The sequence below is a fragment of the Pseudomonas sp. A2 genome (assembly GCF_023100865.1).
Taxonomy (GTDB): domain Bacteria; phylum Pseudomonadota; class Gammaproteobacteria; order Pseudomonadales; family Pseudomonadaceae; genus Aquipseudomonas; species Aquipseudomonas asiatica.
Window position 1 is genome coordinate 1,009,145 of the sequence record NZ_CP039127.1, and the last position, 14,258, is coordinate 1,023,402.

Sequence of the window (14,258 nt, forward strand, 5' to 3'; positions counted from 1 at the left end):
TTATGGCAGCCGTGCGCGTGCAGGCTTCAGTCTGGCCGGTGCCTCGGACACTGGTCTTCTCACCTCGCGTACGGCTGCCACCTTATCTGTGAGAAGGATGCGAGTGGTTGCCTCTGAAAATATTTCCGAGATGACTATGAAAAAACTTGTACCTGATCCACCCGTTACAGACCTTACTTACCAAGCCGCGAAGTCCCAGGCTACCCAGGTCATGGACATTCTCTCCAACACCATCCTCCAATACCTCGACGCAGAAGCCCCGGACCTGCGTTCCACCTTTCTCGAAAACATGTCGACGCAAACTGCCCTGCTGCACGCCTTGTTAGCCCACATAAAGGCGCAGGAGGCCCAGGCATGAGCGACCACCTCAAATCCCGCACCACCGTAGGTGCGGAGAAATTCCTTGAGCTGTACCGGGTAGAGCCGGGTGTACCGCTTGATCTGGCATTCGATGAATTGTCGGTGCTGATCGGCTGTATCAAGCATTTGAACGAAGAGGCCGAGATGGAGGGCGACAAGATCGCCGGCAGCGCGGCGCGCATACTCAGTGCCATGGCCAAGGCGCTGATCAATGACATGGAAATGGGCTTGAATCGGGGCGCCTGAACGATTTTTGGGGCCGCTTTGCGGCCCATCGACGCGGTTCGTCGCCACGACAAGCCAGGCTCCCACAGGTATAGTGCAAGGCTCCGGGCCTGTGGTGCACCTGTGGGAGCCTGGCTTGCCGGCGATGGGCTGCGCAGCAGCCCCGGGATGCTTGAACCGATCGCTTGACGTTAAACTGTCATCTCCCCAGCAATGGACAGGAGATCCGGCGTGACCCCACCCCGCAGTTTCCCCAGTGACCTCTGCCTCGACAGCCCGCGTCTGCAATTGCGCCCCATGCGCCATGCCGATGCCGCGCAATGGCTGGCGATCATGGCCGACCCCGAGGTCATGCGCTATTGGCACCATGCACCTTGGCAAGACCTGGCCGAAGCCGAAAGCGCCCTGGCCGCCGACCGCGAAGCCTATGCCAATGGTGACCAGCTCAAGCTTGGCATGTACCGCCGTGACAACGGCGAACTGATCGGTATGGTCCAGCTGTTCAACATCGACGATGTATCCCGCCGTGGTGAAATCGGCTACTGCCTGGCCAGCGCGGTGCAGGGCAGGGGTTACATGGACGAAGCACTGACCTGCTTCATCGATTACCTCGCCCACACCCTGCACATGCGCCGCCTGGAAGGCGAGATCGACCCGCGCAACCAAGGTTCGGCACGCACTCTGGAGCGCCAGGGCTTTGTGCTGGAAGGCACATTGCGTGCGCGTTGGTGCGTTGCCGGCGAGTTGTCCGATTCGGGTATTTATGGCCTTCTGCTAGAGCCCCCGGTTGCATAGGAAGTAAATCTCTTGCCAGTTTTCTACCTGAGCGCCAGCCTGCTGCTTTACCTGCTCGCACTGTTCTTCGACGGCGCGCTGATGAGTGGTGACCGCCACATGCCGGCCCTGCAGATGCTGTTGTACGGGCCTTGGGGCATGCCCTTCGGGTTGTACCAGTGGTTTGCCAACCCGCTGCTGGCCCTGGCAATCCTTGCCCATCGGCGCTTTCGTCGTCTGGCCTTGCTGGTCGGGCTGGTGGCTGTGTATCTGGCGGCCAGCAGCTTTGGAATTGACCGCCTGCCGGACAATCAGAGCTATGAGTTCCATGACCTGACCGGTTTTGGTGCCGGTTTCTACCTGTGGCTGGCGGCAATGGTGGTGTTTTGCATGGGCCAGGCCTGGCATTGCTGGAGGGCACGCAGCGCCGACGACATGCCGGGCTGGAGCTGGCTGGATGTGGTGTTGATCGCGGCGCTTGGCGTGATGTTTTATGCGGCAACGCAGATGCCGTCGCTGCGCTTCGAGCCGGGCAAGGTGCTGATGCCGCCGGAACAGCCGCAGACGCTGTGATGCCCACAAGGAGAGTTTATGACCAAGCATTACCTGACGGGCCTGGCATTGGCCTGTGTGCTGCCGCTGGCCCAGGCGGATGACTACACGCCGGGATACGGGCAGTGCATGGACAAGGCGTCCAGTACCGTGGCCATGAGCGAGTGCATTCGGGCCGAGACGCAGTTGCAGGACCAGCGTTTGAACCGGGTGTACAAGCAATTGATGGGCAAGCTGGATGCCGGGCAGCAGAAGAGCCTGCGTGATGTGCAGCGCAAGTGGCTTGCCTACCGCGATGGCAATTGCGGGTTCCATGTGCAGGCCAGTGGCGGGACCATGGCACAGCTGGAAGGTGGGTCCTGTGTGATGGACATGACCCGCGACCGGGCGGCGGAGCTGGAGCGCGTGCTCAGCCCTGGGCAGTGAGTACTGCCAGTACTGGCCCTATCGCCGGCAAGCCAGCTCCCACAGGGAGCGCATACCCTGTCAGGCAGTGCAATACCTGTGGGAGCTGGCTTGCCGGCGATGGGGCGCGAAGCGGCCCCGTTTTTACTTGCGTGGTTCGCGCAGCGCCCGGGCCTTGAGATACTCGCGCACTTCCACCGCATCCCCGGCAAACTCGATACGCTCTGCTTTCGCTGCACGCTGGTAGGCATACATCGGGTCGTAATACTCGCTCAGCAAGCTTTCGATGAAGACCCGGTGCAACTCCACCGAACCACTGCGCTGCTGCTCGTCCAGCGCCTGGCGCAGGATTTCCGACAGCCGCTGATGGCGCTCGCCGCCGAGGCGCTTTTGAATCCTGCCCATGCTCTGCAGAAGTGTCTCGGCAAATAGCCGCCGGCCATCTTCTTCACCATGCAGGCTGACGAACTCGGCGCTCAGGTCGATCACGTAGTCGCGCAGGATACGCTCCACGCGGTTGGCCAAACTGTCTTCCAGCCACACCAGCGGGTATTGCTGCATGCCCTGGTACAACTCCAGCGGTACGGTGCAGCTGCCCACGATTCGGCCTTCGTCTTCCAGCACGAACTGCTCGATACCCCGGGCGCGTTTTTTCAACACGTCTATGGCCAGCCTGTTCTCGAAGTCGATCTGCGCTGGCTGTGCAGTGGCGCGCTTGCCAAAGCTGGAACCGCGATGGTTGGCGTAGCCCTCCAGGTCCAGCTCGTTGTCCAGTAGGTGCAGCACTTCGGTCTTGCCGGTGCCGGTCAGGCCGCCCACTAGCACGAAATCACATTGCGCGACCGCCTGTTGGGTAGTCTCCAGCAGGAAGTGGCGCATGGCCTTGTAGCCGCCCTCGACGAGGGGGTAGTGGATGCCCTTCTCATCGCGCAGCACTTTCTGCACAAGATGCGAGCGCAGGCCGCCCCGGAAGCAGTACAGGTAGCCTTCCGGGTGATCCTCGGCGAACTTTGCCCAGGCCTCCAGACGTGCCTGCTTGATCTCGCCGCTGACCAGCTTGTGGCCCAGAACGATGGCTTCAGCCTGGCCCTTCTGCTTGTAGCAGGTGCCGACCTTTTGCCGCTCCTGGTCATTCATCAGTGGCAGGTTTACGGCACCGGGGAAGGCGCCCTTGGCAAATTCGACAGGTGCACGCATGTCCATCATCGGCACGTCGTCGAGGAACAACTGGCGGAAGTCGGTGCAGTCGGGGCGCATCAGATCACCTCGACCGCGTGGCTCTGTCGCTCGACCAGCTTGCCGATCGGCGCCAGTTGCAGGCCCAGTTCGGCGGCCACCGCGAGGAACTCGGCTTCACCCTCCGGGGTAACCGCCACCAGCAGGCCACCGCTGGTCTGCGGGTCGCACAGCAGATGCTTCTGGTCGTCGCTCAGGGCGCCGATCTTGTGGCCGTAGCTGTCGAAGTTGCGCAGGGTGCCGCCGGGGATGCAGCCCTCGGCCAGGTAGTGGTCGACGCTGGGCAGGCGCGGGACGGCGGCATAGTCCAAATGAGCGGTAAGGCCACTGCCCTCGGCCAGTTCCACCAGGTGGCCGAGCAGGCCGAAACCGGTGACGTCGGTCATGGCCTTGACCCCGTCAAGCTTGCCGAAGCGGCTGCCGGGCGTGTTGAGGGTGCACATCCAGTCGCGGGCAAGGCCCTGGTCCTGGGTGCGCAGCTTGGCCTTTTTCTCGGCGGTGGTGAGGATGCCGATACCCAGTGGCTTGGTCAGGTACAGGCGGCAGCCTGCGCTGGCGGTGTCGTTGCGCTTGAGGTGACGCTTGCTGACCACGCCGGTGACGGCCAGGCCGAAGATCGGCTCGGGGGCGTCGATGGAGTGGCCGCCGGCCAGCGGGATACCGGCTTCGGCGCATACCGCACGGCCGCCGCGGATCACCTCGCGGGCCACTTCCGGTGGCAGCACGTTGACTGGCCAGCCGAGAATGGCAATGGCCATCAGCGGGTCGCCGCCCATGGCGTAGATGTCGCTGATGGCGTTGGTGGCGGCGATACGGCCGAAGTCGTACGGGTCATCGACGATCGGCATGAAGAAGTCGGTGGTCGAAACCACGCCGCGCTCGTCATCCAGCGCGTACACGGCCGCATCGTCGCGCGAGGCGTTGCCCACCCACAGTTTCGGGTCCAGGGCCTGGGCGCCGCTTTCTGCGAGGATCACATCCAGCACCTTGGGGGAGATCTTGCAGCCACAGCCGGCACCATGGCTGTACTGGGTCAGGCGAATCGGCTCGCTCATGTGCACCTCAAGAGGTCAGTTTGATGCGCGATTGTAGCAAAGCTGGCCTTTGCGCCTGCGCCTCTTATAATTCCCGTTGTCGGCGCATAGGCCGACATTTCCCCGCTATTGAACCGGAGAACACCCCATGCTCAAACGCCCTCTGGCGCTCGCCGCCGGCCTCGTGCTGTCTTGCTGTGCCGTTGTCGCCCAGGCCGCCGACACTCTGCGGGTCAGCGCCATCCCTGACGAAGCACCGACCGAACTGCAGCGCAAGTTCAAACCGTTGGGCGAGTACCTGGCCAAGCAGTTGGGCATGGAGGTGAAGTTCGTGCCGGTGGCCGATTACCCGGCGGTAGTCGAATCGCTGGCTTCCAACCGCCTGGACCTGGCCTGGCTAGGGGGCTTCACCTTCGTTCAGGTGCACTTGAAGGACCCTGCCGCCACGCCGCTGGTGCAGCGTGAACAGGATGCGCAGTTCACTTCCAAATTCATCACCGCCAACCCTGATGTGAAGAGCCTGGCCGACCTCAAAGGCAAGTCGTTTGCCTTCGGTTCCATCTCATCCACTTCGGGCAGCCTGATGCCGCGTTACTTCATGCTCAAGCAGGACAACATCAAGCCTGAAGACTACTTCGGTCGCGTTGCCTACTCCGGCGCCCACGATGCCACTGTGGCCTGGGTGCAGGCCGGCAAGGTCGATGGCGGCGTGCTCAATGCCAGCGTTTGGCAGAAGCTGGTGGATGCCGGCAAGGTCGATACCGCCAAGGTGAAGGTTTTCGCCACCACCCCGACCTACTTCGACTACAACTGGACCGTGCGCGGCAACATGGACCCGGCGCTGAAAGAGAAGATCAAGAAAGCCTTCCTCGACCTCGACCCGGCCAACCCGGAGCACAAGGCGATCCTCGACCTGCAGGCGGCCAGCCGCTTCATCGAGACCAAACCTGAGAACTACGTGGGCACCGAGCAGGCTGCGCGCGAGGCCGGCCTGCTCAAGTGATATCGACAGTGGCTTCCAACGTGGCTATTCATCTGCACGGGGCCGGGCTGCGCCATGGCCAGGTGCGTGCGCTTGATGCCGTGAGCCTGAGCATCGGCCAGGGCGAGCGCGTCGCCATCATCGGGCCTTCGGGCGCGGGCAAGTCCAGCTTGCTGCACCTGATGGCGACCGCCGTCCAGCCCAGCAGCGGGCGCCTGGAGTTGCTCGGCCAACAGCCCTGGGCGCTGTCCGCCAAGGCCCGGCAGCGCCTGCGTGCGCGGGTAGGCCTGGTGCACCAGGCGCCGCCCTTGCCACCGCGCCAGCGGGTGGTGACGGCAGTGCTGGCCGGCCGCCTGGGGCAGTGGGGCATGCTGCGTGGCCTGTTCAACCTGCTGTACCCCAGTGATGTGCCGGGAGCGCGCCAAGCCCTGGCCGAGCTGGGCCTGGCCGACAAACTGTTCGTGCAGTGCGGGCAATTGTCCGGTGGCCAGTTGCAGCGGGTGGGTATTGCCCGGGCGCTGTACCAGCGGCCGCAGGTGTTGCTGACCGATGAGCCGGTGTCGGCCATGGACCCGGTGCTGGCCGACCACAGCCTGGCCTTGCTCAACCGCCACGCCCAGGCCAATGGCGTCACCCTGGTGGCGAGCCTGCATGCCGTGGACCTGGCGCTGGCGCACTTCCCGCGGGTGATTGGTATCCGCGAAGGGCAGGTGGTGTTCGACTGCCCGGCGCAAGCGGTGACCGAGCAGTTGCTGGATGCGTTGTATGCGAATGAACAACTGGCTTCACCACCGAGCCAGGGGCCGACCCTGACCGTGCAGATACCGCGATGCTGAAACTTGATGCCCGCGACCCGGCGCTGTTTCATCGGTTGCTGCTGACGCTGCTGGCTGTGGCGGTGCTGTGGCCTGGCGTGCAGCTGAGCGAATTGAACCCGGCGGTCCTGCTGCAAGCGGAGAATCGCCAGCAGATCGCCAGTTTCACCAGTGCCTTCTGGCCACCAGCACACGATGCCGACTTCCTTTCCCTGCTTTATGAGGCCACCTTGCAGACCCTGGCCGTGGCCACGGCCGGCATGGCGTTGGCGTTGCTACTGGCGGTCCCTGCCGGGTTGCTGGCCAGCCGTGCCTTGTCGCTGCGTGCCGCCTCACGTGGCGGGCGCGCCGGATTGTGGTCGCGTCTGCTGCGCCTGCCAGTGCGCTGGTTGCTGATTTTCCTGCGCAGTGTGCCGGAGATCGTCTGGGCGTTGCTGTTCGTGCGGGCCGTCGGGCTGGGGCCGACGGCGGGCGTGCTGGCAATCGCCATTACCTACAGCGGTATGCTCGGCAAGGTGTATGCCGAGATCTTCGAATCGGTCGACCAGCGCCCGGCCCATGCCTTGCTGCAGGCGGGTAGTGGCCGCCTGGCTGCGTTTTTCTACGGCATCCTGCCCAGTGCGGTGTCCGAAGTGGTGTCCTATACCGTGTACCGCTGGGAGTGCGCGGTACGCGCCTCAGTGGTGATGGGCTTTGTCGGTGCTGGCGGGCTGGGGCAGCAGATCGACCTGTCGATGCGCATGTTTGCGGGAGCGGAAGTGGCAAGCATGCTGCTGACCTTCCTGGTCCTGGTGATGCTGGCCGACCTGCTCAGCCGCTTCCTGCGCTGGAGGCTTGCATGAACCGGGGCATCAACTGGCTGGTGCTCGGCGCCATCGTGGCTGCAGTGATGGCCTCGTTCGCCTACCTGGAGCTGGACTTGCAGGCGCTGGTCGGCAACGGTGGGCTGGGGCAGATGGGCGAATACGCCGGGCGTTTCCTGCACCCGGACCTGTCTGCCGGGCACCTGCGCGCAGTAGCGCATGGGGCGCTGGAAACCTTGGCCATGTCCGGCCTGGGCACCTTGTTGGCCATGCTGCTGGGCATGCTGTTGGCGCTGCCGGCCGCTGGCCGGTTCGGTTGGCCGCTGCAGGCCTGTGCGCGGTTGTTGCTGAATGCCCTGCGGGCCATCCCGGAACTTGTGTGGGCGGCGCTGACGGTACTGGCGGCCGGGCTTGGGCCGAATGCTGGTACCCTGGCCTTGGCGCTGCATACCGCTGGCGTGCTGGGGCGGCTGTTTGCCGAGGCGCTGGAGAACGCACCGCCGGAGCCCGCAGCTGCCATCCGCTTGCAGGGCGGTAGCCAGGTGGCGGCATTCTGCTTTGGCACCTTGCCCAATCTGTGGCCGCAGTTGCTGGCTTATAGCTTGTATCGGTGGGAAAACAACATCCGCATGGCGAGCGTGCTGGGATTTGTCGGGGCTGGCGGGTTGGGGCAGATGCTGTACACAACCTTGAGTTTGTTCCAGGAGGCCCAGGCCAGCACGGTGATCATGGGGATGCTGGTGCTGGTGTTGCTGGTGGATGCGTTGAGTGATGTGTTGCGCCAGCGCTATGTGCGGGCCTGACAGATAGTCGGGGCCGCGTTGCGGCCCTATCGCCGGCAAGCCAGCTCCCACAGGTACGGTGCAAGGTCACAGGATTTCACGGCCCCTGTGGGAGCTGGCTTGCGATAGGGCAGTTGAGGTCTGGCACTAAGCCAACTCCCCACACTGCGCCTCCCGCTGCATCGACTCCAGATTCCGCTCGATCGTCTCGCAAATGCTGTCCATCTGGATCTGGTGCTCACTGAACCTGAACGGGCTCTGCAAATCCGTCCCGATCCGCTCGATGGCCAGCAGCATGAAGCCCACCACCGTCGATGCCAGCGGCGTGAACCAGCCCAGCGACTCCACCAGCCCCACCGGCACGATCAGGCAGAACAGGGTGATGAACAGCCGCGGAAAGTACACGTAAGGGTAGGGCAGCGGCGTATTGGCGATCCGTTCCATGCCACCTTGGGCATTGGACAGGTCCACCAGCGTCGATTCCAGCCTTGCCAGGCGAATGCTGTCCAGCCGCCCGGCCTGGTACTCCCGCGCCAGCAACGCCGCCGAACCACTCAGAATGTCGTTGGCGAAATTGTTCGAGCGGTTGCGCCGCTCGAATTCCGCTGGCGGAATGAACGCCATCAGTTCATCCGGGCAGCGCTCGCCCTTCAGGTGCGCCGCCAGGCAGTTCACATAGGCGATATGCCGACGCAGCAGGGTAGCCTTGACCGGGTTCAGGCCATCATCCGGGTCATCGATCAGCGTCAGCGCCTGCCGCGCGAAACTGCGTGAACTGTTCACCAACGCCCCCCACAATGTGCGAGCTTCCCACCAGCGGTTGTAGGCGCTGCTGTTGCGAAAGCTCACCAGCACCACCAGCGCCGAGCCAAGCAAGGTCAGCGGGATCAACGGCAGGGTGAACTTGCTGTTGAAGAACAGCATGAAATCGATGGTGACCAGCACATCCCAGATCAGCAGCCAGAACAGCGACCAGCCGATATAGCCGATGGTCTTCACCGCCAGGCGGTACTTGCGGAAAATGATGTCTTTCACGCGGGGGTACCTCGAAACACGGGTGATGCAGGATCGGACGTCGAGGCGCGGCGAAGGTTCGGGTGTTGAATGTTGCAAGGTTTTTTATGACCGTGAAGAGAAAAGTCTGACCCCGTTATGGGAAATGCCTGAGTTCCCATATAAGGGGTAAGGCGACAGAGTGGGCCGCTTCAACACTTGAATGGGTGTATCCGTACGGATACGATTGGGTGACCACTTGATGTATCTCGTTGAACAGACGGAGAGCTTTGCAGTTTGGCTATCCAGCTTGAGAGATTTGAGGGCCCAGCTTGCGATAGGTCGTAGATTGGAGCGAGCAGCAATGGGGAATCTTGGAGATGTCAAATGGCTTGGAGGCGGTATCGGTGAGCTTCGCATCGATGTAGCTGCTGGATATCGTGTCTATTTTGCGCAAAAGGGCCAGAGGCTGGTTCTGCTGTTGGTCGGCGGAGACAAGTCCACCCAGGCCACCGATATCCTCAAAGCCAGAAAACTGCTGAAGGAGATGAAATGAGCGAAAAGTTGATCCCGTTTGATATGGCGGCCTTGTTGAGTAGTGATGAGGCCATCACTGAGTACCTTAGTCAGGTCCTCGCAGATGGCGATACCGAGGAAATAATTCGGGCACTTGGCCATATCGCTCGCGCACGGGGAATGACGCAGATCGCCACCGAGAGTGGGTTGGGAAGGGAAAGTCTGTACAAGGCACTCAGTCCAGGCGCAAAACCACGCTTTGACACTGTGCTGAAAGTCATTCGTGCCTTGGGGGTCGACCTCCTCGTTCAGCCCCATGTAGTTCCCCGCTAGCAGAACAGGGATTTCGGAGGGCTGAACGGGGCGGTTGGTCAGCTTCATCGCAGGTCATTCCTGCGCTGGCAACGGGGCGCGGTCGGAGCGGCCGAGGCCATTGCCTCCACTACTTGGCGAGGCCGTGAGCCAGAGGGGCTGGTCGTCTGGATGCTACTCCACCGGGTCACTCACCGGCTTGGCAAAGATGGCCTTGAGTTCGCTGGTCATCGGGAACTCCAGGTTCAAGCCTTTAGGCGGAATCGGCTGTTCGAACCAGCGCTGGTAGATCCCGTTGATTTCCCCTGAGCTGTACAGCTCGCCCAGCGACGCGTTCACCAGCGCGAGGAACTGCGGGTCATCCTTGCGCACCATGCAGCTGTAGATTTCCCGCGACTGCTCTTTCCCGACCACCACCCAGTTGTGCGGATCGCGAGCCTTGGCGCGTTCGCCGTAGAGCAGCGCATCGTCCATGTAGAACGCCGCCGCCCGGCCGGACTGCAACATCTGGAAGGCTTCACCATGGTCCTTGGCGCTGATCACGTACATGTCCATCTTGTTATCAACGTTGTAGCTTTTCAGATAGCGTTCGTTCGTGGTGCCTGCAGTGGTTACCACATTCTTGCCGCGCAGGTCGGCGAAACTCTTGATCCCGCTGTCTTTGGCCGTCAGTAATTGACCTTTGACATAGATGAACCCATAGGAAAACGCCACCTGCTTCTGGCGCTCTGCGGTGACGCCGGTCGAGCCGCACTCCAGGTCAACGGTACCGTTCTGTACCAGCGGAATGCGGGTTTGCGATGTCACCAGGTTGTACTTCACCTTGAGCTGGGGCAACGCCAGCTTTTGCTGTACCCGCTCGACGATCTTTTTCGCCAGGTCTACTGCCCATGGGTTGTCCCGAATGGTCTCCCACGTAGGAGAACGGCACCGAAGCATCGCGATAGCCCAGGGTAATGCTGTTGGCTCTGGCAATCTTGCTCAGGGTAGGCCCCAGCGCTGCTTCGTCAGCATGGGCCTGGGTGCCTAGCAACAGGCCAAGGGTGCAGCCGATCAACGTGATTTTTCGCATTGTTATTCTCCGTTGTAGGTGAGGGGTTAGCGACGTGCTGCAATAACGGTTATTTCCACCAATACCTGCGGACGCGCCAGTTCGGCCTGCAAGGTGGTGCGACTTGGTGCCTGGCCGGGCGACAACCAGGCGGACCACACTTCATTCATCGCAGCGAAATCTTTACCGATGTCCTTCAGGTAGATGGTCGCGCTGAGCAAGTGATCCTTGTCGCTGCCCGCCTCGGCCAATAATGCGTCGATCTTTTCCAGCACTTGGCGAGTCTGGCCGCCGGCATCGGTGGCGTCGTCCGGCACCTGGCCAGAGAGAAACACCAGGTCGCCGAAGGTCACGGCGCCGGACAAGCGTGGATTGGGCTGGATACGGTTAATGGTCATCGGGTGGTCCTTCTAAGGAGTTAGCGTTCAAGCTGCGCGGGGCGTAAAACCCTGCAGGTCGATGGAGGGGCGGCGCTGGCCGATCAGTTCACTGAGCAATCGTGCACTGGCGCAGGCCAGGGTGAAGCCCAGTGCACCATGGCCGAGGTTCAGCCACAGATTGCGATACGCCGTTGCGCCCAGCAGCGGTACGCCGCTGGGGGTCGCCGGCCGCATGCCGGCCCATTCGATGGCGTAGTCGTAGTCACCAGCATTGGCGAAGGTTTCGCGGGCCTGGCGTTTTAGCAGGGCCAGGCGCTTGGGGTCCAGCGACGGATCGAAACCGACAATGTCAACCATCGCCGCCACCCGCAGCTGTTCGCCAATCCGGGCGTAGACGATCTTGCGATCGTAGTCGGTGATGCTCAGGTCCGGCGCCTTGTGCTGTGCGCCGATCGGTAATGTCAGGCTATAGCCCTTGAGTGGATACAGCGGCAGGTCGATGCCCGGCAGTGCCAGCAACGCACTGCGATGGCCGGCCGCAACCACCAGGTGCTCCACCGGCAGCACTTCGTCGTCCAGTTCAATCGCATTCACCACGCCATGCGCATGGCGAATTGCGGACACCGCCTGGCCCAGGCGGAACTTGCAGCGTCCCGACGCCTGCAGGCGCGCCGCCAGTTGCTGGCAAAAGCTGTGGCAATCGCCGACTTCTTCATCCGGGGTATAGATGGCGCCGACAAAGGGCGCCTCTGCCAGTGCCGGGTCCAGACGGGTGCAGTCGGCGTGCGACAGCACCTGTTGTTGCTGGGGCGCGGCAAGGTTCTTGCGCGCATGTTCGAAGCTGCTGGCCTGGCGGAAGGTGACCAGCTTGCCGTTGCGCCGCCAGTTGAAACCGTCCAGGCCATCCTCTTCTCGCCAGGTTTGTAAGGTCGATTGGCTCAACAGCGCGAGGCGCAACAGGTGGCCTGCGTTGGCGCGGTTGACCGAGGAGCGGCAAGCACCAAGGAATGCTGCCATCCAGCGCCATTGGGCACGATCGAAGCGCGGGCGCAATCGCAGCGGCGATTCACCTCGCAGCATCCAGCCAAGGGCCTGCAATGGCACACCTGCGTCGGCCAGGGGCGCCACGTACCGATAGGACAGCTGGCCGCCGTTGGCGAAGCTGGTTTCACTGCCCAACGAATCGCGAGCCTCGATCAGCGTCACGTCAAAGCCGTCGCGTACCAGTGCGTAAGCGGTTGACAGGCCAATGACGCCACCGCCGATGATGCATACATGCTGAGCCATGTCAGTCCTTGGTCGTGGTTGGAACGAGGCTGAGGTTAGGGCCAGGTGACAGGTGGCGAAAAATAAATAAAGATCGCTGAGCCATAAACAAAGGTTATGGACTTGCCATGCGCCTTCGCCATATCGAGATTTTCCAGGCCATCCGCCAGACCGGCTCGGTCAGCGGTGCCGCACAGTTGCTGCACGTTTCCCAACCTGCCGTGACCAAGGTTCTGCAGCACGCCGAGCAGCAACTGGGCTTCCCGTTGTTCCTGCGGGTGCGCGGCAAGCTGCAGCCCACGCCCGAAGCGCTTGAGCTGGAGCGTGAGGTCGACAAGGTCACGGAGAGCCTGCAAGGGGTGCGACGCCTGGCGCAAAGCCTGCGTCGCGCGCCAGGCCACAGCCTGCGGATCGGTGCGACCCCGGCACTGGCCCTGTCGCTGCTGCCGCCGGCCATTCATGAATGGACCCAGCGTTATCCGGATATCGCCTGCGAGTTGTCCAGCGCCCACAGTCGCGAACTGGTGCAGAACCTGTTGATGCGGGAGATCGATGTCGCCCTGACCTTGCAACAGCCAGATCACCCTGCGCTCAAGGCTCAGGCGCTGGCCAGCGGGGTTTTGGTGGCATTGGCACCGGCAGGTTACTGGCCGCTGGAAGATGAAGGCAAGCCGCTGCCGTTGGCGGCACTGGCCGGTGCGCCCATGATCGGGCTGTCCAGCGCCGACCCGCTGTCGGTGCGCCTCGAAAGCTACCTCAAGGCGGTGGAGCCGCCGCCACGGGTGAGCATCGCGGTGCAAACCTATTCACTGGCCAGGGCGATGGTCGAATCCGGTGCTGGGCTGGCGGTGATCGATCCCTTCACCGCACTTGGCGCGGCGCCTGGGGCGACCGCGATCAGGCCGCTGGCCCCGGCGCTGCCGATTACCTTGTATGCGGTCACCCGCACTGCCGAACCGTCACCGCATACATTGAGCGAGCTGCTGACGATTTTCAGCAGCCGTGCCCAGGGGCAGCTGGATCGCTGGCGCTGACCGGACGGGCAAAAAAAAACCGACCATAAGGTCGGTTTTTTCCGGATCTTGGTGCCCGAGGGAGACCAATACTATCCAGTACAGGCCTCGGATTGTAACGGGTGAGGTATCTTTGAGCAAGAATCTACTCACAAAACTACTCACTTTTTTGCGAGCGTTTCTAAGCCATCACACATTTGTGCCGTCTATTCGGACTGATGCTTGAGCGTCATCAGCATACGGAATGCTCACCTCGACCTTTTTGCCTGACTCGGTAGTGATTTCAATGACGAGTCGGTGAGGAGGAGCGGCAAAGTCGTCTGTGAACAGAACGTGGACAGCTTCTTTGCATGAGTCACCCGTGGAAACCGGCCAGTAGGCCGAGCCGTCTTTGGCCGGCAGATACACTTGAATGTTGGACATTTCCTTTCTCCTTGCTGCTTTAGATTGCGTGTCTCAGCAGGCTAGCCGACTTTCATGATCCTTTTTCGGGATGTCAACAATCCGAGCAGCGCCTTGAAAATCAACCCTTCCCCTTGGCAATATGCCATCAATACCCCCACAGATACCCCGTGTACCTATGGGTAGGCTCTATGTGATCGATCCTAGGACGCGGGCTCTCTTTTATGGAAGGTTGTCGATGTGGGCGTGCATTGTGTGGAAGCTACTTTCTGTGTCCAGTCAGAACACTTTCCAGATTTTGTAGCCAGCCTGGACTCACGATGTGAGCACTGATCACCAGTTAAAGCTCTCTAAGGA

The 14,258-nt window shown here is 62.0% G+C and carries 18 protein-coding genes and 1 pseudogene; 12 read left to right on the plus strand and 7 right to left on the minus strand.

What is annotated here, in order from left to right; genetic code table 11:
* Positions 1-211 precede the first annotated feature (211 nt).
* From E5221_RS04725 to E5221_RS04745, 5 genes are all read left to right on the plus strand, one after another.
* Positions 212-358 carry a hypothetical protein gene (locus E5221_RS04725; protein ID WP_177342414.1) on the plus strand — a complete coding sequence of 49 codons (147 nt, stop codon included), beginning with the start codon at positions 212-214 and terminating at the stop codon, positions 356-358.
* The gene (locus E5221_RS04730) at positions 355-606 is read left to right on the plus strand and encodes a DUF3077 domain-containing protein (protein WP_013970986.1); all 252 of its coding nucleotides are present in this window, start codon (positions 355-357) and stop codon (positions 604-606) included. Before E5221_RS04725 ends, E5221_RS04730 begins: the two co-directional genes overlap by 4 nt.
* Before the next feature lie 210 nt (positions 607-816).
* Positions 817-1,380, plus strand: a complete 564-nt coding sequence (locus tag E5221_RS04735; RefSeq protein ID WP_012270565.1) for a GNAT family N-acetyltransferase — start codon at positions 817-819, stop codon at positions 1,378-1,380.
* A 12-nt stretch (positions 1,381-1,392) separates the two neighbouring features.
* The gene (locus E5221_RS04740; protein ID WP_039613833.1) at positions 1,393-1,932 is read left to right on the plus strand and encodes a hypothetical protein; all 540 of its coding nucleotides are present in this window, start codon (positions 1,393-1,395) and stop codon (positions 1,930-1,932) included.
* An 18-nt stretch (positions 1,933-1,950) separates the two neighbouring features.
* Entirely contained in the window at positions 1,951-2,337 is a 387-nt protein-coding gene (locus E5221_RS04745; RefSeq protein ID WP_023661248.1) for a lysozyme inhibitor LprI family protein, read from the plus strand.
* Positions 2,338-2,460: 123 nt separating this feature from the next.
* Here the strand turns inward: E5221_RS04745 and mnmH are convergent, their stop codons facing one another.
* Both mnmH and selD read right to left on the minus strand, forming a co-directional pair.
* Positions 2,461-3,573 (minus strand): tRNA 2-selenouridine(34) synthase MnmH, encoded by a 1,113-nt coding sequence (mnmH, locus tag E5221_RS04750; RefSeq protein WP_013970990.1) that lies wholly within the window; start codon positions 3,571-3,573, stop codon positions 2,461-2,463.
* A complete protein-coding gene (selD, locus tag E5221_RS04755) occupies positions 3,573-4,607 on the minus strand; it encodes a selenide, water dikinase SelD (protein WP_061551914.1) in 1,035 nt (344 codons plus the stop codon). Before selD ends, mnmH begins: the two co-directional genes overlap by 1 nt.
* Before the next feature lie 127 nt (positions 4,608-4,734).
* On the opposite strand from selD, the gene E5221_RS04760 reads away from it, so the two are divergent.
* The 4 genes from E5221_RS04760 to phnE are packed head-to-tail and all read left to right on the plus strand — an operon-like array spanning position 4,735 to position 7,989.
* Positions 4,735-5,589, plus strand: a complete 855-nt coding sequence (locus E5221_RS04760) for a putative selenate ABC transporter substrate-binding protein (RefSeq protein ID WP_013970992.1) — start codon at positions 4,735-4,737, stop codon at positions 5,587-5,589.
* Positions 5,590-5,609: 20 nt separating this feature from the next.
* Positions 5,610-6,404, plus strand: a complete 795-nt coding sequence (locus E5221_RS04765; RefSeq protein ID WP_061552022.1) for a phosphonate ABC transporter ATP-binding protein — start codon at positions 5,610-5,612, stop codon at positions 6,402-6,404.
* Positions 6,398-7,225: an ABC transporter permease gene (locus E5221_RS04770; protein ID WP_061551916.1), complete on the plus strand. Its 828-nt coding sequence runs from the start codon at positions 6,398-6,400 to the stop codon at positions 7,223-7,225. Before E5221_RS04765 ends, E5221_RS04770 begins: the two co-directional genes overlap by 7 nt.
* Complete coding sequence (phnE, locus tag E5221_RS04775) at positions 7,222-7,989, plus strand: phosphonate ABC transporter, permease protein PhnE (RefSeq protein WP_061551917.1); 768 nt, start codon at positions 7,222-7,224, stop codon at positions 7,987-7,989. Before E5221_RS04770 ends, phnE begins: the two co-directional genes overlap by 4 nt.
* Positions 7,990-8,115: 126 nt before the next feature.
* On the opposite strand, the gene E5221_RS04780 is transcribed toward phnE, so the two are convergent.
* Positions 8,116-9,003, minus strand: coding sequence for a bestrophin family ion channel (locus E5221_RS04780; protein WP_061551918.1), 888 nt, complete (start codon positions 9,001-9,003; stop codon positions 8,116-8,118).
* 220 nt (positions 9,004-9,223) lie between these two features.
* Here E5221_RS04780 and E5221_RS04785 point away from each other — a divergent pair, with 220 nt between their 5' ends.
* Positions 9,224-9,517 carry a type II toxin-antitoxin system RelE/ParE family toxin gene (locus E5221_RS04785; protein WP_080604915.1) on the plus strand — a complete coding sequence of 98 codons (294 nt, stop codon included), beginning with the start codon at positions 9,224-9,226 and terminating at the stop codon, positions 9,515-9,517.
* Positions 9,514-9,810 (plus strand): addiction module antidote protein, encoded by a 297-nt coding sequence (locus E5221_RS04790; RefSeq protein ID WP_039613839.1) that lies wholly within the window; start codon positions 9,514-9,516, stop codon positions 9,808-9,810. The genes E5221_RS04785 and E5221_RS04790 overlap by 4 nt, the downstream gene beginning before the upstream one ends.
* A gap of 153 nt (positions 9,811-9,963) precedes the next feature.
* On the opposite strand, the pseudogene E5221_RS04795 reads toward E5221_RS04790, so the two are convergent.
* From E5221_RS04795 to E5221_RS04805, 3 genes and pseudogenes are all read right to left on the minus strand, one after another.
* A pseudogene (locus E5221_RS04795) lies at positions 9,964-10,861 on the minus strand (transporter substrate-binding domain-containing protein).
* 26 nt (positions 10,862-10,887) lie between these two features.
* A complete protein-coding gene (locus E5221_RS04800) occupies positions 10,888-11,238 on the minus strand; it encodes a RidA family protein (protein WP_013971005.1) in 351 nt (116 codons plus the stop codon).
* A gap of 27 nt (positions 11,239-11,265) precedes the next feature.
* A complete protein-coding gene (locus E5221_RS04805) occupies positions 11,266-12,507 on the minus strand; it encodes a D-amino acid dehydrogenase (protein WP_182329839.1) in 1,242 nt (413 codons plus the stop codon).
* A gap of 107 nt (positions 12,508-12,614) precedes the next feature.
* On the opposite strand from E5221_RS04805, the gene E5221_RS04810 reads away from it, so the two are divergent.
* Complete coding sequence (locus E5221_RS04810; RefSeq protein ID WP_013971007.1) at positions 12,615-13,520, plus strand: LysR substrate-binding domain-containing protein; 906 nt, start codon at positions 12,615-12,617, stop codon at positions 13,518-13,520.
* Positions 13,521-13,688: 168 nt separating this feature from the next.
* Here E5221_RS04810 and E5221_RS04815 read toward each other — a convergent pair whose 3' ends face one another.
* Positions 13,689-13,922, minus strand: coding sequence for a hypothetical protein (locus E5221_RS04815; RefSeq protein ID WP_247846922.1), 234 nt, complete (start codon positions 13,920-13,922; stop codon positions 13,689-13,691).
* Positions 13,923-14,258: the final 336 nt, after the last annotated feature.

What these genes read in the sequence shown, in the direction of transcription:
- E5221_RS04725 (WP_177342414.1), top strand. Translation starts at nt 212, where the DNA reads ATGGACATTCTCTCCAACACCATCCTCCAATACCTCGACGCAGAAGCC.
- E5221_RS04730 (WP_013970986.1), top strand. Translation starts at nt 355, where the DNA reads ATGAGCGACCACCTCAAATCCCGCACCACCGTAGGTGCGGAGAAATTC.
- E5221_RS04745 (WP_023661248.1), top strand. Translation starts at nt 1,951, where the DNA reads ATGACCAAGCATTACCTGACGGGCCTGGCATTGGCCTGTGTGCTGCCG.
- mnmH (WP_013970990.1), bottom strand. Translation starts at nt 3,573, where the DNA reads ATGCGCCCCGACTGCACCGACTTCCGCCAGTTGTTCCTCGACGACGTG.
- selD (WP_061551914.1), bottom strand. Translation starts at nt 4,607, where the DNA reads ATGAGCGAGCCGATTCGCCTGACCCAGTACAGCCATGGTGCCGGCTGT.
- E5221_RS04760 (WP_013970992.1), top strand. Translation starts at nt 4,735, where the DNA reads ATGCTCAAACGCCCTCTGGCGCTCGCCGCCGGCCTCGTGCTGTCTTGC.
- E5221_RS04770 (WP_061551916.1), top strand. Translation starts at nt 6,398, where the DNA reads ATGCTGAAACTTGATGCCCGCGACCCGGCGCTGTTTCATCGGTTGCTG.
- phnE (WP_061551917.1), top strand. Translation starts at nt 7,222, where the DNA reads ATGAACCGGGGCATCAACTGGCTGGTGCTCGGCGCCATCGTGGCTGCA.
- E5221_RS04785 (WP_080604915.1), top strand. Translation starts at nt 9,224, where the DNA reads ATGTATCTCGTTGAACAGACGGAGAGCTTTGCAGTTTGGCTATCCAGC.
- E5221_RS04790 (WP_039613839.1), top strand. Translation starts at nt 9,514, where the DNA reads ATGAGCGAAAAGTTGATCCCGTTTGATATGGCGGCCTTGTTGAGTAGT.
- E5221_RS04800 (WP_013971005.1), bottom strand. Translation starts at nt 11,238, where the DNA reads ATGACCATTAACCGTATCCAGCCCAATCCACGCTTGTCCGGCGCCGTG.
- E5221_RS04805 (WP_182329839.1), bottom strand. Translation starts at nt 12,507, where the DNA reads ATGGCTCAGCATGTATGCATCATCGGCGGTGGCGTCATTGGCCTGTCA.
- E5221_RS04810 (WP_013971007.1), top strand. Translation starts at nt 12,615, where the DNA reads ATGCGCCTTCGCCATATCGAGATTTTCCAGGCCATCCGCCAGACCGGC.
- E5221_RS04815 (WP_247846922.1), bottom strand. Translation starts at nt 13,922, where the DNA reads ATGTCCAACATTCAAGTGTATCTGCCGGCCAAAGACGGCTCGGCCTAC.